The organism is Anisomitus miae (SeqCode) (genome assembly GCF_054906395.1).
Window position 1 is genome coordinate 69965 of record NZ_JBRACL010000003.1, and the last position, 26888, is coordinate 96852.

The following is a 26888-nucleotide window of genomic DNA, read 5'->3' on the forward strand; positions in this document are numbered from 1 at the left end:
ATGAAGCAAGAAATTTTAATTGGAGTTAATGAAAAGGGACAAAGACTTGATAAATTTTTAAGAAAATTATTTAAAGATGTCCAACTTAGTGTCATTTTTAAAGATATCAGAAAAGGTAATATTAAAGTTAATGGTAAAAAGCAAGAAATACATTATAAGTTAGTTGAAAATGATATTGTAAAAATTTTTGGATATCATTATGAATCAATTGGTAAAAAAAGTTTTGATTTTAGTGTTGAGGACTACTTAAAGCCTCGAATATGTTTTGAAGACTCTAATATTTTAGTTGTCATTAAAGATGTTGACAGTATCGTGCATTCAAATGGTGATTATGGTTTGAATGATTTAACAAAAAATGTGAAAACATATTTGTTTAAGAAAGGTGAATATATTCCGGGAAGGGATCTCGTATTTTCTCCATCCCCTGTAAATAGGTTGGATAGAAATACATGTGGACTTGTTATTTTTGGTAAAAATGGAATTGCTTTAAAAGAATTAAATTATTTGATGAGAAATAGAAGAATTTCAAAATATTATCGAGCTTTGATAGAAGGTAGGATTAATGATGGATTGTATAAAGCATATATAAGAAAGGATATCAAAACTAATAAATCCACCGTTACAAGATATGAGGTAAAGGATTCAAAGTACATAGAAATGGAAGTAAGCACTATAGACACTAATGGTGTTGTTAGTTTGGTTGATATTAAATTAATAACGGGTAGGAGTCATCAGATAAGGAGTCATTTTGAATTTTTAGGGAATCCTTTGGTGGGTGATCCTAAATATGGGAATAGAGATTTATCTAATTATTTTTTTAATAAATATAAAGTGGAAAATCAGGTATTATTTGCATATAAACTTATCTTTAATGGAATAGATAGAAATATGGATATGAATTATTTAAATAATAAAGTTGTAATAATGCCATTTACACCGCAATTCAAGAAAATGGTAAAACAGGAATTTAGAATTATGGTTAGAGGAAGGTAAATGAAAGAACAGTCAACAGGTAAGAGTTTCATAGCACTGTCTATAGCAGGCATTATCGTAAAACTTATGTCTCTTCTTTATGTGCCGATTATCATAAGAATATTAGGTGATGAAGGATATGGTATATACTTAGCTTCCTATGATATATTCAGTTTGATTTATGTTATAACGAATTCTGGGATGCAGATAGCTATTGCTAAGCAAATAGCAGAGTTTATGGCACTAAACCAGTACCAAAATGTACTTAAAGTATTTTACGTAGGCAAGAAAATTTTGTTTTTTATTGGATTGGTAAGTACGTTTATTCTGTTTTTTATGTCTGAAGTAGTGGCTGATTTGGTAGGTAGCAGTAGATCTTATTTGGCAATATTATTTTTGTCTCCAACGATATTTTTTACTTCCATATTGGCTGCATATAGAGGTTTTTTTCAAGGTATATCTAATATGGTTCCAGTAGCTGTATCTCAGGTAGTAGAACAAGTATTCAATATATTTGTGAGTATATCTTGTGCAGTAGTGTTGGTTGAGTATAATTTAGAACTAGGAGCCGCTGGTGGTACAGTAGGTACTACTATAGGTGCTGTTATTGCAATAGTTTTCTTGTTTTATGTTTCAAAGAGGGAAAAAGTAATTTATAATATTAGTGGTGATGTACCATATCTAAGTTGCGAATTAGAGCGAAGAAATATGGTATCTACGTATAACATAATAAGAACGTTTTTAAGATATGGAATACCAGTTATTTTGACTTCAGGTATACAGTATGTTGGAGCTGTAATTGATTTGGCACTTGTAAAAAACAGGCTTCTTTATGCAGGGTTTGATTATGCAACAAGTGATATTTTATATGGACTTTTGGGTAAGTATAAAACCTTAATATATGTTCCACTCGCATTTATTGCAGCTTTGTCCGCATCTATTATACCCGAGATTGTTAGATCGGTAGTTTTAGATGATAAGAGGGATTTACACAATAAAATAGAGTTTGCACTTAAGGTTGCTTTTCTTATATCGATACCTGCGTGCGTTGGTTTATCTGTTTTAAGCGAACCTATATATTCTATTTTATTTTCAGTGAATTACATCGATGGATATACATTGATGTCTTATGGATCTACCCTCGTCATATTTATGGCCGTTGTTCAGATTCAAACTACAATACTACAAGGGATAAATAAGTTTTATCATGTATTTTTTAGTTTGTTACTTGGTGTTTTTGTAAAATTATTAAGCAATTATTTTTTAGTAGGTATTCCATTCATAAATATAAATGGAGCTGTTATAGGTAGTATTTTATGTTTTTTAGTGTCTATGAGTATTAATAATATCATGATAAATAAGTATATAAACATAGAGAATAAAGTGTTTATAAATGTGTTTAAGCCTATTTTAGCAGCTTTGATCATGGGACTTATTGTAAATTTATCATATAAGGTTTTTTGTCATATTTTAGGAGGGTTTAGTTTTGGAGTTTATGTCTCTTTTATTTCATCATTATTGCTAGGATGCACTATATATTTTGTTTTGATAATTTTTTTAAGATATATACGAAAAGTTGATTTAGAATTTATGCCTTCCAGTTTTGTAAATAGAATACCAAAAAGAATAATGAGTAAGTTTTTTAATTAAACTTACTCATTATCTTTATCTGAATGAAAATGGACGTTTTCTTATATCTCTTATAATTGTTACTCCAAAAATACTAAATCCAGAGAATATTATTAATAAATTCTGTAAGAGCTCAAACTTAGGAGGTATATATGATTTGATTAAATATAATACTAAAATCAGTAGTATTCCTAAAAGTATATAAATTATGTATTTTGGAATTTCCGATTGAATTTTAACAGTTTTCTTTATTTCTTTTAAATTTAATACAACAGAGAGGAAAGAATCTATCATTATGGCTATTGCATAGCTTAAGATATTAATTTGTGAAATTCCAGTAAATATATATATAACTATTATTTCCACTACAGAACATATGAGAGAGTGGGTAAGGATTTTTTTTTGTTTTCCCAATCCATTTAATATGCTGTAGGTTGTAAGTGACATAAAAAATAATGGTGTTATAAGACTTGCAAACCATATATATGATCCTAGATCAGTTCTTTTAAAGAACATATAGGATAGTTCATCGGGTATTACAAAACATATAACTACCGTAGCAAGACCAAGGATAAAAGATATTTTTATAACTTCCCGTATTCTTTTTTCTGCTAAGAGGATTTTATTTTTACTAATGGACTTAGATAGATCAGGGATTAATAATGTGGAGATTGAACTTATTACTATCACCGGAAAGAGTACTATATTAAGAGCCATTCCATTAAATTTTCCTATTGTAGATAATGCTTGTGAGTAATTGAAACCTGCTTTTATAAGTCGTCTTGGTACTAGTAGTGTTGTAATAGAGGATATTAATGTTGTTATGAGTCCATTTATACAAAGAGGAAATGCAATTTTCAACATATCAAATAATAAACTTTTATTGCTAGCTGTATTTTGTTTAAGCTGTGATAATTTAGCAGTTTTATATTTAACTTTTTTATAATAGGAATGCAGAAATACATAACTTAGAAATTCACCTACACAGATCGATATGTACGCAGCAGTAACTGTTGATTCTACAGTATTAAGTTTAAAAATTTTTATGATCATTATTAATACTAAAATCCTTATAAATTTTTCTAAAATATCTATTATAGATGGCACATTAATTTGAGATGTTCCATAAAAATACCCTTTTAAAATATTTGAAATAGAAATGAATAGCATGGCAGGGCAAATTATTTTTATTGCAGTTATTACACGTGTATCTTTTATTACCAAAGAAGCTATTGATGGTGATAAAGTATATACTAGTGTAGCTATTATAATAGACCAAATTAAGTTAAATATTATGGATATTCTTATGGTTAAGTGTGCCTTATTAAAGTGTTTATTATCGAAGTAAATTGCTATAATTCTAGATATAGATGTTAATATTCCACCACACATAAGACAAATAAAAAAGTTATATATAGGCATGAGTAGACCATATAAACCAAGAGCTTCAGCACCTAATTCTTTTGATAGAATTATTGAAAAAATAAAGCCTAGTATCCCAGTTAATATATTCGATGAACTTAAGATAAAAGATTTTTTATAAAAATTTTCTTTTTGCAAAACTTTTCCTCCTATAGAAATGGTATATTTAAAGGTATTCTTTAGTAAAAAATTTTATTCTTGTTAATTCTATTAATGTTTTTAAATATAATTCGTAATAAATAGTGAAGAAGTTATACTAAGTAATTAAGATATATTTCTAGAAAAGTATATATGATTAGTGGTAAGTTTTATTTTTATGTTTGTTTGGAAATATTTTCAAATTTACTAAAAGTAGGTTTTTATAGTTATAAAATTGAGATTTTATATATTATTTGTTATAATTCAACTAATTGTTGTGAATATTTTTGGTGAAAATATTTGTATATTTTTACAATGTATGTTTGCATATTTTAAAAATATATTATGTTATAATTTTTATAATAAGGAGATTTAAATGGGAAGAGTCGAATTGACTTACGGTAAGGCCGTAAAGAAGGTAATGGTTATAATAAATCCTATAAAGAAATTGTTGATGAAAACACATTGTATGACTCATAAATTTATAAACATTAACGTGATTAAAATTTTAAATAATGAGAGTTTGTACGATGTAAGCATATTTATGAAGAAATATTTAAATTTTATAAATGATGGTGTTGTTTGGGCGGATTTAGATTGTAAAAGTGCCAATCATTTTTATAATGTGGAAACGTTACGAGGATTGTACGGATTCTCAAATCTTTTAAATGAATTTAAAAAATATTATAGGACGGCTATGTATTACCTAGATAAAAATTATATTGAAAGGTGTATGTTTTACGTAGGAGTATGTTTACATTTAATACAGGATTCTACAGTTCCACAACATGGTAGTGTTGATTTGTTTAATGAACACAGAGGATTTGAGCTTTGGATTATATCTAAAATATATGAAGAGGGTAGTTTTAAGATAGAGACTGGAGTTAAAAAATTTGACAAAGTAGAAGATTATATAATAAAAAATATTGTATTTTCTAAAGAGGTAAGTGATCAGTATAAAAGTATATCTGACAAAGAAGAAAGATACATGAGTATAGCATCTAAGATAATACGTCAAGCTCATGAAACAAGTGCAGGGTTTTTGATTCATTTTTATGAAAAGGTCCTTAAAAATAGTGAAGAATTATATTAATGAAGATATCCTAAATTGAAATTAAATTTAGGATAGCTTTTGTTTTATAGGTTATAATAATATGGAGTTATGTTTGTATTTTTGATTCTTGTATTGTATAATTACTTAAATGTGTGGGGTTGATTTAGTGAGTTTTAAAAAAATTAAGTAAAAATACGAAAGAAGATTAATTATTTTTATTTTAGATTTTAATCTTAATTTATAAAATTGAGGTGATGATTTTATGGATATCAATGTTGTAAAAGAAATAAAAAAAGCTGAAGAAAAGGCAGATTTAATTTTAGAAAATTCCAAAGAGGAAAGTAAAAGTATATTTAATAGTGCTTTAGATAAGGCAAACTCGGAATACGATCGGATAGTTGTGGCCGCTGATGAGCAATATAGACGGGTAGTATCTAGTTATGAGGATGAGGGTAATGCTGTTGCTAAATCCTTGGAAGACAAGTCGAAAACTATTATCGATGAAATTTTGAAAATATCTGATGAAAGGAAGAGACAAGGTGTAAAAAATGTTGTCGAGAGGGTTATTAATATATGGCAATAGTTAAAATGAACCGATTCTGTTTGTATTTTTTGAAAAAAGATAGACTTAAGGTTTTAGATGAATTTCAATCTTTTGGAAGTTTGGAGTTTAGAGATTTCGATGAGTATATTGCTCAGGAAAACGTGGATCCAGATTTTTATAAATATTTCGAAAAGTTTAAATATACAAAATTGGATGAAACTGATGTTTTATATGAGCAGGGGTTAAATAAAATGAAGTATTGCTTAGATGTTCTTCGACCTTATGTTGCTAAGCAATCGTTGATTAGCTCATTAACTGATGATAAATTGGAGATAAGGTATAGTAAACTTAGAGATAGTATTAATTTGGATGAAGTTGATACCATATATGCAAAATTGGGGGAACTGCATTCTGAAATTACTTCTCTTGAATCTGATTATGCGAAGTGTATTTCCGACATGGATACGAGTAGGAACTGGGAAAATATAGGAGGAAGTATTGGTGAATATAAGGATTTAAGGTATGTAACATCCATATTTGGGAGTATATCTAGGCAATTTGAGATCGATGTATTGGATAAATTTGAAGTTGATTTTAAATTATCTAGTGTGCATGTGGTACACTCCAATCAACAAGATTCTTTTTTTAGCATAATTGTCCACAATGATATAAAACAAGACGTAGTAGATTTTTTGAAGATTAAGGGATTTAATTTCCAGGAATTTTCTTATGATCAGAGTGTTTCATGCTACATAGATACTTTAAGGGATAAGATAAAGTATATCATAGATAAAAAGGAAAAATTAATTAATCAGATAAAGAGTTACTGTTCTAGATATGTTGATTTGCAATTGTCATACGAGTACTTTAATTCAAATGTATATAAAAATGAAGTTTATAAAAAGTTTTTAGAGAGTGATTCTGTTTTGGTATGTAGGGGGTATGTTGAAGAAAATAAAGTTAATGAACTTAAGCAACGTTTATTTAATATTATAGATTCGAATTTTTACTTGGAAATTAATGAAATTGATTTAAAAGATTCTGCAGATGTGCCTATAAAACTTTCCAATGGGTTGATTTCATCATCCCTTGAAGGAGTAGTTGAAATGTATAGTTATCCTACATATAGTGAGATTGATCCTACACCTGCTATATCTGTATTTTTTATAGTGTTTTTTGGTATGATGCTTGCTGATGCTGGATATGGTATCTTAATTACGCTGGCTTCTGTATTTTTATATGTAAAATCGAAAACAGAACTTAGAAAAACGACATATAGATTATTTATAATTACGGGTGTTTCAACTATTGTATGGGGCATATTGTATGGGGCATATTTTGGTGATTTATTGCAAAGGTATTTCGGCTTAAATGTTCCAGTTGTATTGGATGTCAATACGAATATTATGACTATATTTGCTATTTCAGTTGGGTTTGGTTTTGTACATTTAGTTTTAGGGTTAATTATGAAAGTAATTGTGTATTTAAAAAATGGAAAGCTAGTTGACGTTTTGTATGATGTTGTTCCTTGGCTTCTTATACTTAGCGGTGTTTTAATATTTGCACTCCAAACTTTAATAAATGGTGCGAGCAATTTTATTGTTGCAGTTTTAATTGTATTAGGAATATTGATATTATTGTTTACTCAAGGAAGGGAGTCTAAGGGCATAGCTGGTAAAATAGGAGGGGGTGTATATGGTGTATATGGTATTACGGGATATCTAGGGGATATAATTTCGTATTCTCGTTTGTTAGCGCTTGGACTTGCATCAGGATTTATAGCTAACGCTTTTAATATAATGGGTGGATTAATACCGTTTCCATTGAATCTAGTAATTACTCCGATTATACTTATACCTTTACATTTGTTTAATTTAGGTATAAATGCGTTGGGAACTTATGTTCATTCCGCTAGATTGCAGTATTTAGAATTTTTTGGTAAATTTTATACCGGAGGTGGACGTAAGTTCTCTCCTTTTAGGTATACAGATCAATATGTGCGAATAAAAAAATAAAAAATTATTATGTTTAGGAGGAATTTTTAAATGACTTTTTCGGATTTTTTAGTACAATATGGTGGTTTAGCATGGGCTTTGTTAGGGGCAGCTTTGGCTGTTGGGTTATCAGGTATAGGCTCAGCTAGGGGGGTTTCTATTGCGGGTCAGGCGTCTGCAGGTCTTTTGTCAGAGGAGCCTGAAAAATTTGGTCAGACTATTTTATTAACAGCTTTACCAGGTACGCAGGGGCTATTTGGATTCGTTATAGGATTACTAATATTCTTGAATGCAGGTGTTTTTAATGGTCAGTTTCCGCAAGTATTTCAAGGGCTTAGATTTTTTATGGCAGGGTTACCTATAGCTTTGACAGGATTGTTTTCGGGAATAGCACAGGGGAAAGTTTGTGCATCAGCTATACAAATTTTAGCAAAAAATCCGAAACATACTACTAAAGGTGTAATATATGCTACTCTTGTTGAAACATATGCTGTATTGGGATTTGTTGCTTCATTGTTTATGGTTTTATTCTTTAGTTAGTTTGGAGTGATTAAAAGGTGTCAAGTTTTAGTGTTTTAATAGACAAAATTATAAAGGATGCTGAATTAAAGAAACAAGATATTTTAATTAAAGCAAGAGAAGAGTCGGAAAAGATAGTATTGAGGAAGGTTGAAGAAGCGAATAGATATAGGGAAGATATCTTAAAAAAAGCGCATTTGGAGGGGAAGGAAGTAAAGGAAAAGATAATTTCAAAATGTGAGCTTGAGATTAGGAATAGTAAACTTATTGCCAAGAGGAAAGTGATTGATGAGGTTTTTGATAAAGCTCTAGATGAACTTATGAATTTAGATAATGAGAGATTTGAGCTGTACGTATCATATCATGTTCGTAATTCGGGTTTGATCGGTGAGTATAATTTGATAATACCGACAGTTTATATAGATATTGAGCATATATTGAGATCTCGTATAGATAGTGAAAATAAAAGAGAATTTAAAGTTTTGGAGATAAAGCCATCTGATATTTTGAAGGGTGGTTTTATTTTAGAAAATAAAGGGATTTTTATAAACTATTCTTTTGAGGTTTTGATTGATTCCATTAAAGATGAAATTGAGTTTGAGTTATCAAATCTTCTTTTTAATTAAATTTTGGAGGGATTTATGGATGATGATAAGTTGTATTTAGACATTATACCTAGGATACGAGTTTATGAGAAAAAACTCATAGATAATGTAAAGTGTAGCAGAATGGTAGATGCTGATAGCTTGGATTACGCATTTAATATTTTATCTGAAACAACTTATGGTGAAAATATACTCAAAGATATAAATGTTTTTAATTATGAGCGTATTTTATCTGCCGAGTTTGAAAAGATGTTTAAGAGTATAAATGATATTTTGAATGATAAGTATTTAATTGATATTTTTCTAAAGAAGTATAAGTATAACAATATAAAATTAATGATTAAGTCTAAGTTTTTTGGAACTGATGTAGAAGAGAGTTTATTCAACATAGAAGGAATAGATAATGAATTTGTTTATAATTGTATTAAGACAGAAAATGTTTCTTTAATTGATGAAAGTATTTCCAGAATGATCAAAAAGGTATTCAAGAATTTTGAAGAAAATGAAAATATTCAAATGATAGATATTATAATTGATAAAGAAATGTTTAGAGAATTGTTAGAGGATGCTCGAAAAATTAGAAATGATTTTTTATACAGATATGTACAGATTTTGATCGATACATTTAATGTTAAAACTTTATTTAGGATTAAAAAATTAAATTTAAGTAAAACATTATTTGATGAGGCTGTAGTGTTCGGAGGAAATATACCAATAAGTGTTTTTAGAGTTTGTTTTTCCGAACCAAAGGAGAATGTACTAAATAGGTTTTCCATGACAAGTATTTATAAATACATAAAGGAAGGTATTGAACATTACGTAAATAATGATGAATTAAGTTATTTAGATAAAGAATTAGATGATTATATAATGAAGTATTTAAAAAATGCTAAGATAATAACTACTGGTTTGGCACCTATAGTAGGTTATGTAAATGCTAAAGAAACTGAAATTAAAAATATAAGAATTATATTTGTTGGTAAGATCAATGGTGTAGATTCAGACTCCATAAAAAGGAGGCTGAGAGAGAGTTATGTATAAGATTGGTGTTGTGGGGGACAGCGATTCTATATTTATTTTTAAGTCGTTAGGTGTGGATATTTTTCCATGTCAAGATGAAGGTGAAGCGAGATTAATTATTGATAGGCTAGCAATGGATAGTTATGCGGTTATATTCGTGACTGAAAATGTCGCTAAAGATATTATGGGTACTATTGATAGGTACAGAAAGAAGTATATTCCATCAATAGTTTTGATACCAGGTAGTAGTGGGAGTCTGGGAATAGGTCTTGAGAAAATTAATGACAATGTAGAGAGAGCTATTGGTGTGAATATCTTATAGGAAGGGAGTTAAATCATTTTGAAGGCTGGTAAAATAGTTAAAGTTTCAGGTCCTCTTGTTATTGCAGAAGGCCTCGGTAATGTTAAGGTGTATGATGTAGTCAAAGTTGGAGATAAAAAATTAATCGGTGAAATAATTGAGATAAGAGGTGCATATGCTTCGATTCAGGTTTATGAAGAAACTTCAGGGATTGGACCAGGAGATGACGTTTTTTCAACAGGGGAACCTTTAAGTGTTGAACTTGGTCCTGGTTTGATTGAATCTATGTTTGATGGTATACAGAGACCACTCGAGAAGTATATGTATGCATCTGGTTCTGATTTTTTAGAAAGAGGAATTGAAGTATATTCTTTAGATAGAGAGAAAATTTGGGAGTTTAAGCAAGTAGTCAATGTGGGTGACAAGGTTTCATTTGGAGATGTTATAGGAACTGTGCAAGAAACACCTGTTATCTTACATAAAATAATGGTTCCTTACGGTATAGATGGTATTGTTAAGGAAATAAAGACTGGTAATTTTAACATAGTCCAAGTAATTTGTGTGGTTGAAACTAAGAATGGTGATGTATCAATTTCAATGATGCAGAGATGGCCTGTAAGAAAGGGAAGACCGTATTTAAGGAAGATGCGACCTGAAGAGCCTATGATAACTGGACAAAGAGTTATAGATACATTTTTTCCAGTTAGTAAAGGGGGTACGGCATCTGTACCTGGACCATTTGGTGCTGGAAAGACAGTAGTGCAGCATCAAATTGCAAAATGGGGAGATTCAGAGGTTGTGGTGTATGTTGGTTGTGGGGAGAGAGGAAATGAAATGACTGATGTGTTAATGGAATTTCCTGAGCTTGTGGATCCTAAAACCGGTCAAAGTCTTATGAAAAAAACAGTTCTAATAGCAAACACTTCAAACATGCCTGTTGCTGCTAGGGAATCATGTATATACACGGGAGTAACTATAGCAGAATATTTTAGAGATATGGGTTATTCGGTTTCGATAATGGCTGACTCTACTTCTAGATGGGCAGAAGCATTAAGAGAAATGTCTGGACGTTTGGAGGAAATGCCTGGTGATGAAGGTTATCCTGCTTATTTAGGATCAAGGCTTGCTGAGTTCTATGAAAGAGCTGGTAAGGTTGTGTGTTGTGGGAAGGAAGAAAGAATCGGAACTATTACAGCTATAGGAGCGGTTTCACCACCGGGTGGAGATTTATCCGAGCCGGTTACTCAAGCAACGCTTAGAATTGTTAAAGTATTTTGGGGATTGGATGCTCAGTTAGCTTATAAGAGACATTTTCCATCTATAAATTGGTTAAAATCGTATTCTTTGTATGCTGATGTTATCGGTAAATCTCTTGAAAAAAATGCCGATTATGGAAATTGGAATTCTATGAGGTTGCGTGCTATTGGACTTTTGCAAGAGGAGTCAGGGCTCGAAGAAATCGTCAGATTAGTAGGTATTGATGCTTTATCTGATAAGGATAGGCTAAAACTAGAGGTTTCTAAATCAATTAGAGAAGATTACTTACAGCAAAATGGATTTCATGAAATTGATACTTTTTCTTCAATGTTAAAGCAATATAAAATGATATCTTTAATATTGAAATTTATGTCTGAGGCAGAAAAAGCTCTAGATTCTGGTGTATATTTAGATAAGATTTTAAATTTGGAGATTAGGGATAAGATAGCAAGGTGTAAGTATATTCATGAGGATGATTTGAAAAAAATCGATGATATATCATTTGAGCTTGAAAATACTATACAAAATCTAATAAGAGAGGAAGGAGTATCAATTGATTAAAGAATATCAAACGGTTAGAGAAGTTGTTGGTCCTCTGATGATGGTAGATGGAGTATCTGGAGTTAAATATGATGAGTTAGTAGACATTGAGCTAGAAAATGGGGAAAAACGAAGAGGTAAGGTTTTAGAAGTAAGTGGGTCAAAAGCTATGGTTCAAATATTCGAAGGATCAAGCGGAATTTCTCCTATGACTACTAAGTGTAGATTTTTATCTAAACCTCTTCAATTAGGTGTTTCTATCGATATGGTAGGAAGAGTATTTGATGGGATGGGAAGAGTTAAGGACAGTGGTCCTGATGTGATACCAGAGTTTAGAAGAGATATAAATGGTATAGCTATAAATCCTGTAGCTAGAGACTATCCATCTGAGTTTATACAAACAGGAATATCAGCTATTGATCATTTAAATACATTGGTTCGTGGACAGAAGTTGCCTGTATTTTCAGCATCAGGTTTACCTCATGCTGAACTTGCTGCTCAAATAGCTCGCCAGGCTAGAGTTTTGAATTCTGATTCTAAATTTGCTGTTGTATTTGGTGCTATGGGTATAACTTTTGAAGAGGCTCAATTCTTTATAGATGATTTTACTAAAACTGGTGCAATAGATAAATCCATTTTATTTATGAATCTCGCTAATGATCCTGCTATTGAAAGAATTGCAACTCCAAGAATGGTTTTGACTTGTGCTGAATATTTAGCTTATGATAAAGGTATGCATGTGCTTGTTATAATGACAGATATGACAAATTATGCTGAGGCTTTAAGAGAGGTATCTGCTGCTAGAAAAGAGGTTCCAGGTAGACGAGGTTATCCTGGATATTTATATACAGATCTATCTAATTTATATGAAAGAGCTGGTAGATTGAAGGGAAAGAAGGGTTCTATAACGCAGATTCCTATTCTTACTATGCCAGAAGATGATAAGACACATCCTATACCCGATCTTACAGGATATATAACTGAAGGTCAGATAATATTATCTAGGGAGTTGTTTAAAAAAGGGGTGTTTCCACCTATAGATGTTTTATCTTCATTGTCAAGACTTAAAGATAAAGGGATAGGTAAAAATAAAACTAGGGAAGATCATGCAGATACTATGAACCAGCTGTTTTCTGCATATTCTCAAGGAAAACAGGCCAAAGAATTGTCTTCGATACTTGGGGAGAGTGCTTTATCTGGGGTTGATATAAAGTACTCTAAGTTCGCCGAATCTTTTGAAGAGAGGTATTTGAACCAAGGATTTGATACTAATAGAAGTATTGAGGAAACCTTAGAACTTGGATGGGATCTTCTAAGAATACTCCCTAGGACTGAGCTTAAGAGAATAAGGGATGAGTATTTAGAAAAATATTTTAAAGCAAATTAGGCTTGGGGATGAATTGATATGGCAAGATTAAGTGTAAATCCAACACGAATGGAATTTGGTAGGCTTAAGAAGAGGTTAGTTGTTGCTATTAGAGGGCATAAACTTCTCAAAGATAAACAGGATGAGCTTATGAGGCAGTTTATTGCACTCATTAAATACAATAATGATTTAAGAAAAAATGTAGAACGTAAGCTACAGAATGTATTTAAAGATTTTGTGATGGCAAAGGCTGTACTTGGAAGTGAGTTTTTGGAGGAAGCCATATTTTACACTACAAGTAAATTGACGTTTGATGTTGGTGTTAAGAATGTTATGAGTGTTAAAGTTCCTGTATTTAATTTTAATAGAATTAAAGAGAATGACGTAAATTTATCGTATGGATTTTTTAATACAAGTTCAGAACTAGACTTATCTATTATGAATCTTAAAATGGTTTTTTCTGAACTTTTAGAATTAGCAGAAGTTGAGAAATCTACTCAACTTATGGCAGATGAAATTGAGAAAACTAGAAGAAGAGTCAATGCACTCGAATATAGGACAATTCCAGATTTAGAAGAGACTATCAAATATATACGAATGAAGTTAGATGAAAATGAAAGGGGAGCATTAACTAGACTTATGAAAGTCAAGGAAATTATATCTAAGAGAAGTGATTAGAGGGTTAGGGTAGCTAAATGAGTTACCCTGATCCTTTTTTGAATTTTAGTGCTAAACATTGTATAATTGAGTTAGCAAAGTAATGAGAGGATTTGAATTAAGTGACTTATTTAGGAGTAATCATAAAAAGACTTAAAAAAATTTGTTCAAGTAAACTATCAAAAACCAAAATAATTACTTTAGTTACATGGGTAATAGTCTTTGTGGTTATTCCTATTATCATAGCTGTTAATGTTACTAACTCTATTTTTTATGTATCTGTAAATTCTAATTCAATGTCACCTACTATTGTAGAAGGGGATAAAATTATGGTACTAAAGATTGCAACAAATAATTCGATTAAAAGACACGATATAATAGTTTTCAATTCGATGGAGCTTGGTGAGGTATTGATAAAACGTATTGTTGGTATACCAGGAGATAAGTTAGTTTTAGATGGGAATTTTAATTTGAAAGTCAATGGAAAATATGTAACGCAAAATAGTAACTTTAATTCTAATAATGAATATAGATATGATGTCACTGTACAAAATCAGGAAATTATTATTCCTGATAATAAATATTTTGTAATTGGTGATAACGTAAATAATTCATTTGATTCTAGATTTTGGGAAGATAAGTTTGTTTCAATAGAATGTATAATTGGTAAAGCCATAATGTTAGTTAATCCTATAACAAAAATTTCTATATTTTAATCAATTGGTTACTAGTTTTATCATACTATTAACAAAGGAAGTATAATTTGTTAAGGTTGATATAATTATGGTATATGGATTGATTTTAGCGGGAGGTAAGGGGAGTAGATTATATCCATTATCTAGAGCTAATAAACCAAAGCAGTTTCTTGATATAATAAATAATGAGACACTTTTATATAGTACTCTAAGTAGGATTTCGAGAATTATCGATAAGAAAAATTTATATATTATAACCAATACTGATTATAAAGAGAAAGTATGCAGTGAATCAGCTAAATTTTTGAATGAGAGTAATGTTATAGTTGAACCATTAAATAAAGAAACAGCTATATGTATAGCGTTTGCATGTACTAAAATATTAAAAAAGGATAAAGATGCAGTTATTTTGATTTTTCCATCTGATCACTATATAGAAATATCTGACATATTTTACAATACATTGGAATACATTATGGATATTTCTAATAAAAAGAGAGGGATTTTAACTATAGGAATTGAACCTAAGATTCCTAAAACTGGTTATGGATATATACAAGTAGGAAGACCTTTAAATTTATGTACTAGAAGTCATAATTTTGATGTATATAAGGTAGAGAGGTTTGTTGAAAAACCAAGTTATGAAATTGCCAAGGATTTTGTTATGCAAGGTAATTATTTGTGGAATAGTGGAATTTTTTGTTTCAGGGCTGATGTATACTTAAGAGAATTAGAAAAGTATTTACCTAAAGTTTATGTAGGTATGGTTGATATTTATAAAAATTTAGGTAGTGTAGATGAAGATTTTATCATCGATAAGGTTTACGAGAAATTAGATGGTATATCTATAGATTTTGGAATAATGCAGAAAACGAGAAAAGCTTATGTTGTACGTAGTAGGTTTTATTGGGATGACATAGGGAGTTTTACTTCTCTTATTAGAGTATTAGAAGAAAATGGCAAAAATTTTACTAGGGGGAATGTTTTATTAGAAGATAGTGAAAATTGTTTAATCTTTGGAAATAGTAACTTAACTGTAACGTTTGGAGTGAAAGATTTGATCATTGTTAATACGGGAGATGTGACATTGATAATGAATAAGAATAAAGAACAGGAGGTTAAATATTTGTTTGAAATGATTAAGGGAGAAACGAAATTTAAGGATTTTATTTAATTAATACTAATAATTTAGGAGTATATGATGTCTGAACGTATAATTGAAAATAAGGCATATAAAGACTACGGAGAGAGAGATATAGCACGGGTTTATACGAAAAAGTTATCTACACTTAAGGTTGAAAGTGTAGAAGTTGATTCAAAATTAAAAACGTGTGTTAGGGTTTCAACGAACAATTTATTTAGGGGTAATATATTTGAATTTCCTATAATAGATGTTATTGTTAATGATGATTTTGTTGAAATAAAAGGGCTTATAGTAGGCAAGGTATATTCTGGACTTGTTTTGAATTTAGAATATATAACTGGTAATAAACTTTATTTATTGGAAGATTTTACTGTTGAATTTGGAGATGTGATATCTGAATATATATGTACAACATATAGGGTGGCCTTTAAGAGAGATGTCGAAGAAGAAGAATTTAATGAATGGTATTTTAAATTACAGAAAAAGTCTAATGGTGTAAACAATTTTATAGAAAATATAGTATTAAGTGATGAATTTTCGCAAATTAATAAGAAGTTAGATGCTTTTATAGAAATTTCTTATGAGGTAATATTCAGAAGAAAAATAGATGAGGTATCTTTTAATTACTGGAGAAATAAGTATATTGAAAATATATTAAATGAACCTGATGATAAGGTGAGAAAATATATATTAGATCAAATGATTCATTATAAACAGTTTGAGTATTTAAATGAAAATGAGTAGTTTTTAATGTTGGGGAGGAAGAAATGGAAAACATACTGAGTCCTTCTATATTATCCGCCAATTTTGCTAATTTAGAAAAGGATTTATCTGAATTAAGAGCGTATAATATACGTAGGATACATTTAGATGTCATGGATGGAAATTTTGTGCCTAATATAACTTTTGGTTTCGGTCAGATAGAGTGTCTAAGAAAAGTAAGCGATCTTTACTTTGATTGTCATTTAATGGTAGAAGAGCCTATTAGGCTTATAGATGATTTTATAAATTCAGGTGTAAATTGTTTAACTGTTCATATCGAAGCGTGTAATCATGTGCACCGTACTGTTGAATATATAAAATCTAGAGGTATAGATTGTGGTATTGCGTTAAATCCTGGAACTTCTCTAAACAATATAGAGAATATTTTAGATATTGTAGATAAGGTACTTATAATGACTGTAAATCCTGGTTTTGGAGGACAAAAATTTATATATTCCATGCTAGATAAAATAAGTGATTTATACAATTTGTTTAGTCTAAAGGGGATAGATAATAAAATAATACAGGTTGACGGAGGAATAAATCCATCAAATATACATGAGGTATATGATGCGGGAGCCAGAGATATAGTTGTAGGATCGTATATATTTAATGGAAATAGTATGGGTAACAATATAAAAAATTTAATAAGTAGAATAAGGTAAAGATTATACAATCTTTACCTTATTTTTTATATAAATGATAGAGATATGGATACTAGATTTTTAATTTATGTAGAAATATTATGTTTCTAATTTGAAATAATTTATTTTGATCCAAGTACATATAACGTTTATCTATATAATAAATTTTTTGGTTGTGTAAGATATATATATATATCATCTACTTGCACAGGTATTTCAATATGTATTTACTTGTATTGCTAATTGAATCTACAGTACCATAATGTTTGATGTTAGTGATTACCATTTTTATGACTATAAAAATTTTAAATGTAAAATAATGTATATTAATGTTAAATAAAATTTTTCTCAAATTTCCAAATAATGGTTTTATATAAAGTTCATTTAAATTTTGTAAATATGAAACCTAAAATAATTGAGAAAATTATAACAATGATATCATTCAGAATGGGATTATCTTAATATCCATTAAGAGTAATGATCAATTTATACTGATTAGATATAGATTTTTTCTTAACAAGTATTAACATACAAAATGTAGTCCTGATGTTTCGGTTAAAGGTCAACATGTAAAATAGTCTCTTACTATGGAGTGGGTATAAAGATTATAGAGGATTAATCCTCATTATACATCCATATTGCATAGAAGTGAATTTTGGAGTTTACTATATTTACAAATTTTTAGTATTTTAAAACATTTCTACTTGTTTAACTGGCATTGAAATTAAGACTCCTTTAGTAATAAACGCAATAAAGGCGATAGAGTATTCTGTTTGATAAATTATGGTATAAAAAACATTTTTTGGGAAAGAATGTAAAAAAGATTATAAACTTCGAGGTGAAGAGAAGATATATGTTCAATATTTTTCTGATAATAATTTTTGTTGTAGTTTTAAATAAATTTTTAAATATAGTTAGAAAAAATGTAGAAGTTAAATTTAAAATTGAAAGTATATCTAATTCAATCATAAGTCGTAAAGATTTGGTTGAGCTTGGTATGGATTATTATCTGACACTTTGTAGGTACATAATTATAAAAAAAGGAATGTCTAAGGAAGTTTATATACAAGATATTACAGGACGAGAGATAGTCGATATAAAATTTACTGATGTTAGTGGTAAAGAAGTATATGCGTCATGTATATTAAAAGAGGTTTCTAGTGGTGAGGATCTTGACTATGTAACATATAATGAGGTGCTCGATTTATTAAGTTTTATGATAAAAGATAATGTTCATAAGGGAATAGTGTTCACTAATTTTGATATTGAAGATAGTGCAGTTAAGTTTATAGAAAACTTAAATAAATTTTCGAAAAAATATAGAATAGAAGTTGTAGATGGATACGAGATAATTAAATTTGCACGTAAAAGAAACGAAAATTTGGAGGAAAAATTTAAGTATGCTTAGTTTCTCAAAGTTTATTATATTTATTTGTTTGATAGTCATGTTACCCATGATATTGAATATTATTGACAATCTTGTAAAAATATCTAATATGTTTTTTCGTAGAGATCGTTTATATAATAAAGTTGTGCATCTTTCTAAAAAAGAGTTTTTGGAGTTTGTTTTAGAATTTTTTGATAGGAAATATGGATATAGTTTTAACTTTTGTGGAGAAGATGTATATTTGTTACATAAAAATAGGAATATTTGGCTGTATTGTGACAATGATAATTGTGAAATCTTAAATGTGGATGATGCACGCAAGATTTTAGGACTATCTGAGAGTAAGGGAATAAGTGATATATTTATTTTTACGACAAAAAGTTTAAGTGATGAGGCTGTTGGATTTTTTAGAAGTGTTGAGAATGATTATGTTGTTAGATATATTTGTAAAAAAGATTTAGATGTAAATTATACAGAGTTTGTAAATAAGTTCTATGTTCTTTAGTACTTTATTTAGGTTATTTATTTTTCAGTGAAAATGGAGTAGAATTATAACTTGTGAAGAGTATTAAAATTTATTTAGACTTTAATTCACTTAAGGGGGATTACATAATGTCTGATAGTGTCTCCAAAGTTGTTATAAAGAGGTTGCCGAGATATCTTAGAGTTTTGGAGTATTTTATGAAGCGTGAAATTGAGAGAGTTTCATCGAAAGAGTTAGCTACAAAGCTTGGATCTACTGCTTCTCAAGTTAGGCAAGATTTTAATTGTTTTGGTGATTTTGGACAACATGGTTACGGATATAGGGTTAAGGATCTGTATGTTAAAATCAAAGAAATTTTAGGATTAAATAGGGTGTATTCTTGTATCATAGTTGGTGCAGGTAATGTGGGACAAGCAATAATGAATTACTCAAATTTTCCAGATATAGGTTTTAATATTAGAGCTATATTTGATATAAATCCGAAGATTATAGGTGCTTCTTTTAGAGGAATCGAGGTTTTAGATGTGGATAAATTAGATAAATATCTAAGTATTAGTGATATTGATATTGCTATGCTTTGTGTTCCTGAAACTCAGACTATTGGAGTATATGATAAATTGAAAGATAGAGTTAAAGGGATATGGAATTTTGCAACTGTGGATTTACTTCCTACTGATAAAACTTCAGTTGAAAATGTGAATTTAAATGATAGTTTGTTTACTTTAGTTTATTTTCTAAATAATAGGGGTTAGTTATGGATTTTAAAAATTATTCTTTGGTTAATAATAGTGTAGTCGTTAAAAAAATTAAGAATTTTATCCCAGCTCATATCTTCGAAAATGGTCAGTGTTTTAGATGGATGAAAACACTTAATAATTCGTACATAGTTGTGGCTAAAAATCGTGTCATTGAGGTTGAACTTCGTGATGAAGACTTAGTGATACATAATTCAAATATTGATGATTTTGAAAATATTTGGATAGATTATTTTGATTTAGAACGTAGTTATGAAAATTTGAAGAGAGATTTGATGATAGATGAGCATTTAATAAACGCTATAAATTTTGGTAATGGTCTCAGAATGCTAAATCAAGATCCTTTTGAAATTATTCTCTCTTTTATAATATCGTCTAATAATAGGATACCTATGATAAAGAAAGCTATTAATAATATAAGCAAAAAGTTTGGTCAATGTACATTGTATAAGGGTGATGAATACTATTATTTCCCAAGGATTGATGATCTAGTATCAGTAACTCAGGAAGAGTTTCGTGATTGTTCTGTAGGTTTCAGAGATAAGTACTTGGTAGGAACTATAAAGATGATTAATGATAATAACAATTTGGATGAAATAAAGAACCTTTTAGATGATGACTGCCATAAAGAATTACAGAAGTTCCCAGGGGTTGGTTCTAAGGTTTCTGATTGCATAATGTTGTTTTCGATGAAGAAGTATTCAGCTTTTCCTGTAGATGTTTGGGTTAAGCGTGCTATGATGAAGTTTTATGTAGCTCCTGATACTTCTCTTAAAGAAATAAGGAATTTTGGTAGGGATTTGTTTAAAAATTTAAGTGGTTTTGCACAACAATATTTATTTTATTATATAAGAGAAAATAAAAGTGTTATGAACATGGTATAAACTAATAATTAAGAAGCTTGAAACATATTTTAAGATTAGATATGTGGGTTTGGAGTTTGTATTATAAAAGGCGATGTAGGTGAATTTCAAGCTTGCTACGAAACATTTTCGATTTTAAGCATTTCTCAAACTTCATTAATTTTTTTCATTTCTTTATGAATTGTTATACTCATAAGTTCTAGTTTCAGTGCTCTCCATTTGACGATTAATTATTTAAAAGAGTTATAAAGCCTCCTAGTATTTTTCATGTGTTCTTTAGTTTCATAAAGTATTTCCTATATAAATTGTAATAATTAATCTAATTAGATATTAAATCAGCATACTTGAAATTATTTTAATTAGATATTTGCAAGAAAGCACAACATAAAGATATAAATCTATTAAAATAATTTTTCAATTTTTTAAAACTTTTATTGTGAGTTTGAGGTCTTTATTTATGAAGTCATTAAAATTTAAAATTGAGGTTATTTATGGGCAAAAATAAAATATTGCGTTCGATTTTATTGGGATTGTCTTTCGGTTTTATATTGGGATATACAACAAATGCTCTTAGTAGTGGTGCGATTCGAAATGTATCTTTGAAGGATGTTATAACAGAGGGTAATTTACAAAATTACCAATATGTGGATATATTAGGTAAAAAGTATGATTTGTCTTTAGTAAATCCAGCAGTTATTCAAACAGTTATTAGGACTTTTGATTATGTAAATAGCGGTAATGCAAATGAGAAAGATAAGAATGAGAGATTAAGAGAGGTTTCTAAGTTATTAGATGACTACCTAGATAATCCTGAGGATTTTGTGAATTTTCCTGTTACTCTTGATTTAGGACCATGGACTTTTTTAATGGAAGAGATTCAGTGTATTCAATCTAGGATATCGGACTTAAAGGATAAGCAATCTGTTATTAAAACTGAGGGAAATCAAGGGAATATTTCCTTAAAAATTAATGAAATACAAGATGAAATTGATGGTTTATCTAGATGGATAAATTACAGTGTAGAGAATTTCAATTCGTCAACGTATAAAAGAACGTTTTATGATTCATTGGATGAAAATAAAGTCGATGATGGTGTAATTTTCTCCTGTGTTTATCCAAATTTAGACTTTGAAGATGTATTTAGAGTTTCTGTAAACTCAGAGGGGAATGTTACGCTTCAGGATGAAAATATCTCTCTCATAGATTTGGTAGATACTATAAAATCAAATTTGGAGTTTGAAAATATCAAGATAAGATATTTGAGAGAGAAAATAAAAGATTTAACCGAATCTATGAATCAAGGTTTAGATTTAAAGAGTGAAATTCTTAACTTGAGGAAGGAAGTAGAATCCGTAAAGGTTTATGAAATAGGTCAAGAGATCATACTTTTGAATTTAGAAAAAGAAGCTGTTAAAAATACAAAAATAAGTGCAGAATTTATGGAAGAAAAACTTAATAATTTGCAAGAGATAATAAATGAAAAAGTGAAAATTTTAAAAGAGTTTAATGAAAAAATCGATCGGATATCAGATTATTCTATAGAAACTACTATAGGCGATACTCCTAGTTATAATGGATATTATATAGAGGATGATAGTGGGATTGGTGTTAAGATAACATTTGATAAAAATGGAAAAGTTTTGTTTGATGGTAGCTACGAACCATCAAATAGACATATAAATGTTGTAAATAATGTAATTCCGAAATTAATAAGAGAGCATGATGTTGAAGTTTCTGATTTAAAATCTAAAAGAAGTAGTATCGAGTCAGGCAATAGTGATAAAAAATATTATTTAATTGATACAATTGATAAGAAATTATGTGTTTTGGAAAATGATATAGAGAATTATAAAACTATATTAAGTTGTGTGTAAAATGGAACTATTTTGTTCCATTTTTTTTACATAAAAGTTTATTTATATGTACAAACTATGTTTAGCATTTTTAAAAATATATGGAGGCTCAAAATGGTATCGAATATTGAGGTTTTAGAAAGTAAAATAAATTTCTTAACTCTGACTTTAGAAGAAGTTTATAGAGAAATGAATAAAAGCTTTGATTTTACAAGGTTTGTTATAGATAATAATTTAACTTCTACGCAAGTTGTATTAATCATAAAGGGCTTAACCATAATGAATTATAGAAAATTAAACAGGTTAAATGATTTTGAAAATGATTTTAAAGATGATTCTAGATTTGATTTTATCTTAAGAAATCATAAACCTACGTTTGATGAATTTAATAAATTTTTGAAAAGTATAGGAGTGTATTTAGATTGCGAAAAGCTTCTAAAAAGTCTTGAAAAACAAAAAATTGGAGAAGATATATGTAAATTTCTTCTGGAAGATAAACAAAATAATTGATATAATATACCCTGTTAGACTTTCATGATTTTTGAGGAGATTTTGATATGGGGATATTTAGTACTCTACTTGGGAATGCTTCTAATGTAAGTGTGGATGAATTGTCTCGAAGTTTAAGAGATATTGCTTATGAGGGCGAAGAAATATTGTATGCCTTTTCTTACGTTAGGGATGTTATTTTATTTACTACAGGTAGAGTTATTTTTGTAGACAAGCAAGGTGTTACAGGAAAGAAAAAGGAGTTCCTATCAATTCCTTATAGAAGTATAAGTAAGTTTTCTATTGAGACTACAGGATATTTTGATGATGATTCTGAAATTAAAATTTGGATATCTGGTATAAATGAGCCCGTTACTAGAGAGTTTTCTGGGGATAAAAATTTAAATGAAGTACAAAAACTCATTGCAAAGGCTATAAGTTCAAATAATTAAAGGAATGTGTGTTAAGTGGGATACTATATAAAAGATAATAAATACTATATGGATTTTAGAGATGAAGATGGAAATAAAATAACATTTGAGGTTATTTCAGAAATATTTATTAGAGATAAAAAGTATTTGATATTAGGTGATGATGGAGATTTTACTGAAGATTCATATGTTGTCAGAGAGGATATAGTGGATGGTGCGATTGAGTATAATTTTCTAGATGATGAGGAAGAGTTCAATCGAGTGAGGAAACATTACAAGAAAATTATTTATGGGTAGATTTTTTCTGCGGTAAACGTCAGACTTTTTACTTAACCTACATTTTAAAATAGGGATTTCCGAAATTGGCATTGCTATCATGCTTCCAGTTTTCGTAAGCGGAGTAGATAAATATATGCTATGTGGATTGCCCACCTGTTGGAGAACAGGTCTTAAGTTTATAAGTTAGCGTCTCCGTGGATATTAGCCTAGAGTTTTTTAAATTCTGGGCTTTTTGTATTTTTTACAGAACATGAACTTGAAATCGGTGTGTTTTATTATAGAATTATACTTGAAGCTATATTTTTGAAGGGATCTTTTGGTATTATGAAGGAAATTATAGACAGAATAAACTATTTGTATCATAAATCTAAGGGAGTCGGTCTAACCAATGGGGAAAAAATTGAACAAGAGAATTTGAGGAAAAGGTATATCGCTATAATAAAGGGAAATTTTAAAATGCAACTATCAAGGTATAAAAAGAAAGGAAGTGAGTAGATGGCTGTTACTATTGATGAGCTAGTAGATAAATTTAAATTTGAGATAATAGTTAGAGGCGATTCAGAAGTTCAAATATCTAACACAGAGTTAAATAGACCAGGATTACAACTTACAGGATATTATTCATATTTTTCTAACGAAAGAATTCAATTAATTGGTATGACTGAATGGTCATATATCAAATCTCTGCCAGAAGATATTTGTGATATGAGGTTTAAAGATTATTTAGAAAAATTTACCCCATGCATAATAGTAACTCGTGGGTTAGAGATACCGAAAAATTTGATCAAATATGCTAAAATATATAATAGGACAATCTTGAGAACAGAACAAGAGACTACGAGGATTATAAGTAGGCTAAAGAGATATCTAGATACTAGGCTTGCACCTGAGGCTAGAGTTCATGGAGTTCTTCTTGATATATATGGATGTGGAATTTTGATAACAGGTGACAGCGGTATAGGGAAAAGTGAAACTGCTCTTGAACTTATCAAGAAGGGACATAGAATAATTTCAGATGATGCTGTAGATTTTAGGGAAATTGATAGAGAAATAATAGGGTGCTGTCCTTATATAACTTTTGGTATGCTTGAGGTCAGAGGCGTTGGTATAATAGATATAACATCCATATATGGGTTATCTTCAGTTCTTGATAGTAAAAAATTAGATTTGATAATAAAGCTCGAGCATTGGGATGACAATGAAACTTATGATAGGTTAGGTATTGATGATTTATATGAAAAAGTTTTGGGCGTTAATATAAAATCTATACGTATACCTATAAGACCTGGAAGGAACATAGCTGTACTTGTTGAGGCAGCAGTTGCAAATTACAGATATAAATTGACTGGTAGACCAAATGCCGTTGACATAATGGAAAAAAGAATGATAGAGAGAAATTAATTATTGATTCAAGATATAAAATTTAAGGTTCATCAATTAGTTAAATGATGTTTGAATTTTTTAATATAACAATTTTTTAAATATTGTTGAGAAAGTTTATATAAAAATAGTGTTACAAAATGGAGGGTTCTTATGAGCGAGTGCGTTAAATCAAAAAGTGCTTGGATTAAGTACAACAAGGATGATTTGGATAGTCTTGAAAAATTTTGTGATTCGTACAAGAAATTCTTGAGCAGTTGCAAAACGGAAAGAGAATGCGTGGAATATTTTAAGGATATTGCTCTTGAAAATGGATTTAGAGATTTGAGAGAAGTCATTAAAACTGGAAGAAAGTTAAACATTGGGGATAAAATTTATTACATTAAAATGGATAAGACTTTAATTTTAGCAGTAATTGGTAAAGAAGACTTAGAAAGTGGATTTAATATTATAGGTTCCCATATTGATTCGCCTAGAGTTGACTTAAAACAGACACCAATTTATGAAAATGGAAATTTATGTTTTTTTGATACCCATTATTATGGTGGACTTAAAAAATACCAATGGGTTGCCATGCCAATGTGTTTAAAGGGAGTTGTAATTAAAAAAGATGGTGAGAAGATTAATATAAATTTGGGAGATGGAGAGAACGATATTTGTTTTGGATTTTCTGATTTGCTTCCTCATCTTGCGAAAGATCAATCAGTTAAGAAAGCTTCAGATGTTATAGAAGGAGAGCAGTTGAATTTATTAATCGGAAGCAAGCCGCTAGATGATAAGAATGGTGTTAAAGATAACATTATTGATATTTTGAGTAGAGAATATAAAATATTTAATGAAGATTTGGCTTCAGCAGAGTTACAAGTTGTTCCAGCTGGTGCAGCTAGAGATTATGGATTTGATAGGAGCATGATAATAGGGTATGGTCAAGATGATCGTGTGTGTGCTTTCACATCTTTCATGTCAATCATGAATTTAAATGAAGTTCCTGAAAGAAGTTGTATAGCTATCTTTTCTGATAAAGAGGAAATAGGAAGCGTAGGGGCAACAGGTATGGAATCTAGGGTATTTGAGAATTTCTGTGCTGAGTTAATAAATTTATGTAGAGATTATTCAGATTTAATACTGAGAAGGTCGCTTGAAAATTCATATATGTTATCTGCAGATGTTACTTGTGCTTATGATCCAAATTTCCCATCTGAAACCACTAAACAGAGTACAGCATTTTTCGGTAATGGAGTTGCGATTTCTAAGTATACAGGCTCAAGAGGAAAATATGGATGTAATGATGCTAATCCTGAGTTTTTAGCGAAGCTTAGAAATATATTTGACAGTGATAATGTAAGTTACCAATTTTCGGAGTTGGGGAAAGTAGATCAAGGAGGAGGAGGAACTATAGCATATCTATTATCAAAATATGGAATGGAAGTTGTGGATATAGGAGTTTCTCTTCAAAATATGCATGCACCGTTTGAGGTTTCATCCAAAGTGGATATATTTGAAACTCATAAAGCTTATACGAGTTTTTATAAAAATTTAAAATAATAATTTGAAGAACCACATCGCACTTTTGATGTGGTTCTTTATCGTTTTGAAAATTACTATTTTGTAATAAATATTAAATTCTTGATAACTATTTTAAGATATGGTAAAATGTAAATAATCATGAAATAAAATTAAAAATATATTAATGAGTTAAGGTTG

Annotated in this window: 28 protein-coding genes; 27 read left to right on the forward strand and 1 reads right to left on the reverse strand. The window is 29.3% G+C overall.

The window, feature by feature from the left end; translation table 11 throughout:
- Positions 1–993: a pseudouridine synthase gene (locus AALI31_RS00860; protein ID WP_489884637.1), complete on the forward strand. Its 993-nt coding sequence runs from the start codon at positions 1–3 to the stop codon at positions 991–993.
- Entirely contained in the window at positions 994–2622 is a 1629-nt protein-coding gene (locus AALI31_RS00865; RefSeq protein WP_489884638.1) for a putative polysaccharide biosynthesis protein, read from the forward strand.
- Positions 2623–2637: 15 nt separating this feature from the next.
- Here the strand turns inward: AALI31_RS00865 and spoVB are convergent, their stop codons facing one another.
- Complete coding sequence (gene spoVB, locus AALI31_RS00870; RefSeq protein ID WP_489884639.1) at positions 2638–4161, reverse strand: stage V sporulation protein B; 1524 nt, start codon at positions 4159–4161, stop codon at positions 2638–2640.
- A gap of 376 nt (positions 4162–4537) precedes the next feature.
- Here spoVB and AALI31_RS00875 point away from each other — a divergent pair, with 376 nt between their 5' ends.
- From AALI31_RS00875 to AALI31_RS00995, 25 genes are all read left to right on the forward strand, one after another.
- The gene (locus tag AALI31_RS00875; RefSeq protein ID WP_489884640.1) at positions 4538–5254 is read left to right on the forward strand and encodes a zinc dependent phospholipase C family protein; all 717 of its coding nucleotides are present in this window, start codon (positions 4538–4540) and stop codon (positions 5252–5254) included.
- Between the two features lie 223 nt (positions 5255–5477).
- Positions 5478–5798, forward strand: a complete 321-nt coding sequence (locus AALI31_RS00880) for a hypothetical protein (RefSeq protein WP_489884641.1) — start codon at positions 5478–5480, stop codon at positions 5796–5798.
- Positions 5789–7774: a V-type ATP synthase subunit I gene (locus AALI31_RS00885; RefSeq protein ID WP_489884642.1), complete on the forward strand. Its 1986-nt coding sequence runs from the start codon at positions 5789–5791 to the stop codon at positions 7772–7774. The genes AALI31_RS00880 and AALI31_RS00885 overlap by 10 nt, the downstream gene beginning before the upstream one ends.
- 30 nt (positions 7775–7804) lie before the next feature.
- Positions 7805–8293 carry a V-type ATP synthase subunit K gene (locus AALI31_RS00890; protein WP_489884643.1) on the forward strand — a complete coding sequence of 163 codons (489 nt, stop codon included), beginning with the start codon at positions 7805–7807 and terminating at the stop codon, positions 8291–8293.
- Between the two features lie 17 nt (positions 8294–8310).
- A complete protein-coding gene (locus AALI31_RS00895; protein ID WP_489884644.1) occupies positions 8311–8898 on the forward strand; it encodes a V-type ATP synthase subunit E in 588 nt (195 codons plus the stop codon).
- A 15-nt stretch (positions 8899–8913) separates the two neighbouring features.
- A complete protein-coding gene (locus AALI31_RS00900) occupies positions 8914–9918 on the forward strand; it encodes a V-type ATP synthase subunit C (RefSeq protein ID WP_489884645.1) in 1005 nt (334 codons plus the stop codon).
- Positions 9911–10219, forward strand: coding sequence for a V-type ATP synthase subunit F (locus AALI31_RS00905; RefSeq protein ID WP_489884646.1), 309 nt, complete (start codon positions 9911–9913; stop codon positions 10217–10219). The genes AALI31_RS00900 and AALI31_RS00905 overlap by 8 nt, the downstream gene beginning before the upstream one ends.
- 18 nt (positions 10220–10237) lie before the next feature.
- Entirely contained in the window at positions 10238–12016 is a 1779-nt protein-coding gene (locus AALI31_RS00910) for a V-type ATP synthase subunit A (RefSeq protein WP_489884647.1), read from the forward strand.
- Positions 12009–13382: a V-type ATP synthase subunit B gene (locus AALI31_RS00915; protein ID WP_489884648.1), complete on the forward strand. Its 1374-nt coding sequence runs from the start codon at positions 12009–12011 to the stop codon at positions 13380–13382. Before AALI31_RS00910 ends, AALI31_RS00915 begins: the two co-directional genes overlap by 8 nt.
- 18 nt (positions 13383–13400) lie before the next feature.
- On the forward strand, positions 13401–14039 hold the full coding sequence (locus tag AALI31_RS00920; RefSeq protein WP_489884649.1) for a V-type ATP synthase subunit D: 639 nt from the start codon (positions 13401–13403) through the stop codon (positions 14037–14039).
- A 101-nt stretch (positions 14040–14140) separates the two neighbouring features.
- Complete coding sequence (gene lepB / locus AALI31_RS00925; protein WP_489884650.1) at positions 14141–14734, forward strand: signal peptidase I; 594 nt, start codon at positions 14141–14143, stop codon at positions 14732–14734.
- Positions 14735–14801: 67 nt separating this feature from the next.
- Entirely contained in the window at positions 14802–15887 is a 1086-nt protein-coding gene (locus tag AALI31_RS00930; RefSeq protein ID WP_489884651.1) for a mannose-1-phosphate guanylyltransferase, read from the forward strand.
- 27 nt (positions 15888–15914) lie between these two features.
- A complete protein-coding gene (locus AALI31_RS00935; RefSeq protein ID WP_489884652.1) occupies positions 15915–16601 on the forward strand; it encodes a hypothetical protein in 687 nt (228 codons plus the stop codon).
- A 23-nt stretch (positions 16602–16624) separates the two neighbouring features.
- The gene (gene rpe, locus AALI31_RS00940; RefSeq protein ID WP_489884653.1) at positions 16625–17284 is read left to right on the forward strand and encodes a ribulose-phosphate 3-epimerase; all 660 of its coding nucleotides are present in this window, start codon (positions 16625–16627) and stop codon (positions 17282–17284) included.
- Positions 17285–18065: 781 nt separating this feature from the next.
- The gene (locus tag AALI31_RS00945) at positions 18066–18671 is read left to right on the forward strand and encodes a hypothetical protein (RefSeq protein WP_489884654.1); all 606 of its coding nucleotides are present in this window, start codon (positions 18066–18068) and stop codon (positions 18669–18671) included.
- On the forward strand, positions 18664–19155 hold the full coding sequence (locus tag AALI31_RS00950) for a hypothetical protein (protein ID WP_489884655.1): 492 nt from the start codon (positions 18664–18666) through the stop codon (positions 19153–19155). Before AALI31_RS00945 ends, AALI31_RS00950 begins: the two co-directional genes overlap by 8 nt.
- A gap of 107 nt (positions 19156–19262) precedes the next feature.
- Positions 19263–19886, forward strand: coding sequence for a redox-sensing transcriptional repressor Rex (locus tag AALI31_RS00955; protein ID WP_489884656.1), 624 nt, complete (start codon positions 19263–19265; stop codon positions 19884–19886).
- Positions 19887–19888: 2 nt separating this feature from the next.
- Positions 19889–20773 (forward strand): DNA-3-methyladenine glycosylase family protein, encoded by an 885-nt coding sequence (locus AALI31_RS00960; RefSeq protein WP_489884657.1) that lies wholly within the window; start codon positions 19889–19891, stop codon positions 20771–20773.
- 470 nt (positions 20774–21243) lie between these two features.
- The gene (locus AALI31_RS00965) at positions 21244–22626 is read left to right on the forward strand and encodes a hypothetical protein (protein WP_489884658.1); all 1383 of its coding nucleotides are present in this window, start codon (positions 21244–21246) and stop codon (positions 22624–22626) included.
- Between the two features lie 93 nt (positions 22627–22719).
- Entirely contained in the window at positions 22720–23115 is a 396-nt protein-coding gene (locus AALI31_RS00970) for a hypothetical protein (protein ID WP_489884659.1), read from the forward strand.
- A gap of 47 nt (positions 23116–23162) precedes the next feature.
- Positions 23163–23546 carry a PH domain-containing protein gene (locus AALI31_RS00975; protein ID WP_489884660.1) on the forward strand — a complete coding sequence of 128 codons (384 nt, stop codon included), beginning with the start codon at positions 23163–23165 and terminating at the stop codon, positions 23544–23546.
- Between the two features lie 48 nt (positions 23547–23594).
- Positions 23595–23822, forward strand: a complete 228-nt coding sequence (locus AALI31_RS00980; protein WP_489884661.1) for a DUF1292 domain-containing protein — start codon at positions 23595–23597, stop codon at positions 23820–23822.
- Between the two features lie 249 nt (positions 23823–24071).
- Positions 24072–24299, forward strand: a complete 228-nt coding sequence (locus AALI31_RS00985; protein WP_489884662.1) for a DUF896 domain-containing protein — start codon at positions 24072–24074, stop codon at positions 24297–24299.
- Positions 24300–25205 (forward strand): HPr(Ser) kinase/phosphatase, encoded by a 906-nt coding sequence (hprK, locus tag AALI31_RS00990; protein WP_489884663.1) that lies wholly within the window; start codon positions 24300–24302, stop codon positions 25203–25205.
- A gap of 132 nt (positions 25206–25337) precedes the next feature.
- The gene (locus AALI31_RS00995; RefSeq protein ID WP_489884664.1) at positions 25338–26729 is read left to right on the forward strand and encodes an aminopeptidase; all 1392 of its coding nucleotides are present in this window, start codon (positions 25338–25340) and stop codon (positions 26727–26729) included.
- Positions 26730–26888: the final 159 nt, after the last annotated feature.

Coding starts and splice junctions, on each gene's coding strand:
- AALI31_RS00890 (WP_489884643.1), top strand. CDS start 7,805: ATGACTTTTTCGGATTTTTTAGTACAATATGGTGGTTTAGCATGGGCT.
- AALI31_RS00860 (WP_489884637.1), top strand. CDS start 1: ATGAAGCAAGAAATTTTAATTGGAGTTAATGAAAAGGGACAAAGACTT.
- AALI31_RS00950 (WP_489884655.1), top strand. CDS start 18,664: ATGCTTAGTTTCTCAAAGTTTATTATATTTATTTGTTTGATAGTCATG.
- AALI31_RS00955 (WP_489884656.1), top strand. CDS start 19,263: ATGTCTGATAGTGTCTCCAAAGTTGTTATAAAGAGGTTGCCGAGATAT.
- AALI31_RS00960 (WP_489884657.1), top strand. CDS start 19,889: ATGGATTTTAAAAATTATTCTTTGGTTAATAATAGTGTAGTCGTTAAA.
- AALI31_RS00995 (WP_489884664.1), top strand. CDS start 25,338: ATGAGCGAGTGCGTTAAATCAAAAAGTGCTTGGATTAAGTACAACAAG.
- AALI31_RS00900 (WP_489884645.1), top strand. CDS start 8,914: ATGGATGATGATAAGTTGTATTTAGACATTATACCTAGGATACGAGTT.
- rpe (WP_489884653.1), top strand. CDS start 16,625: ATGGAAAACATACTGAGTCCTTCTATATTATCCGCCAATTTTGCTAAT.
- AALI31_RS00965 (WP_489884658.1), top strand. CDS start 21,244: ATGGGCAAAAATAAAATATTGCGTTCGATTTTATTGGGATTGTCTTTC.
- AALI31_RS00930 (WP_489884651.1), top strand. CDS start 14,802: ATGGTATATGGATTGATTTTAGCGGGAGGTAAGGGGAGTAGATTATAT.
- AALI31_RS00875 (WP_489884640.1), top strand. CDS start 4,538: ATGGGAAGAGTCGAATTGACTTACGGTAAGGCCGTAAAGAAGGTAATG.
- AALI31_RS00920 (WP_489884649.1), top strand. CDS start 13,401: ATGGCAAGATTAAGTGTAAATCCAACACGAATGGAATTTGGTAGGCTT.
- AALI31_RS00975 (WP_489884660.1), top strand. CDS start 23,163: ATGGGGATATTTAGTACTCTACTTGGGAATGCTTCTAATGTAAGTGTG.
- AALI31_RS00885 (WP_489884642.1), top strand. CDS start 5,789: ATGGCAATAGTTAAAATGAACCGATTCTGTTTGTATTTTTTGAAAAAA.
- AALI31_RS00865 (WP_489884638.1), top strand. CDS start 994: ATGAAAGAACAGTCAACAGGTAAGAGTTTCATAGCACTGTCTATAGCA.
- AALI31_RS00980 (WP_489884661.1), top strand. CDS start 23,595: ATGGATTTTAGAGATGAAGATGGAAATAAAATAACATTTGAGGTTATT.
- AALI31_RS00935 (WP_489884652.1), top strand. CDS start 15,915: ATGTCTGAACGTATAATTGAAAATAAGGCATATAAAGACTACGGAGAG.
- AALI31_RS00880 (WP_489884641.1), top strand. CDS start 5,478: ATGGATATCAATGTTGTAAAAGAAATAAAAAAAGCTGAAGAAAAGGCA.
- AALI31_RS00970 (WP_489884659.1), top strand. CDS start 22,720: ATGGTATCGAATATTGAGGTTTTAGAAAGTAAAATAAATTTCTTAACT.
- AALI31_RS00905 (WP_489884646.1), top strand. CDS start 9,911: ATGTATAAGATTGGTGTTGTGGGGGACAGCGATTCTATATTTATTTTT.
- hprK (WP_489884663.1), top strand. CDS start 24,300: ATGGCTGTTACTATTGATGAGCTAGTAGATAAATTTAAATTTGAGATA.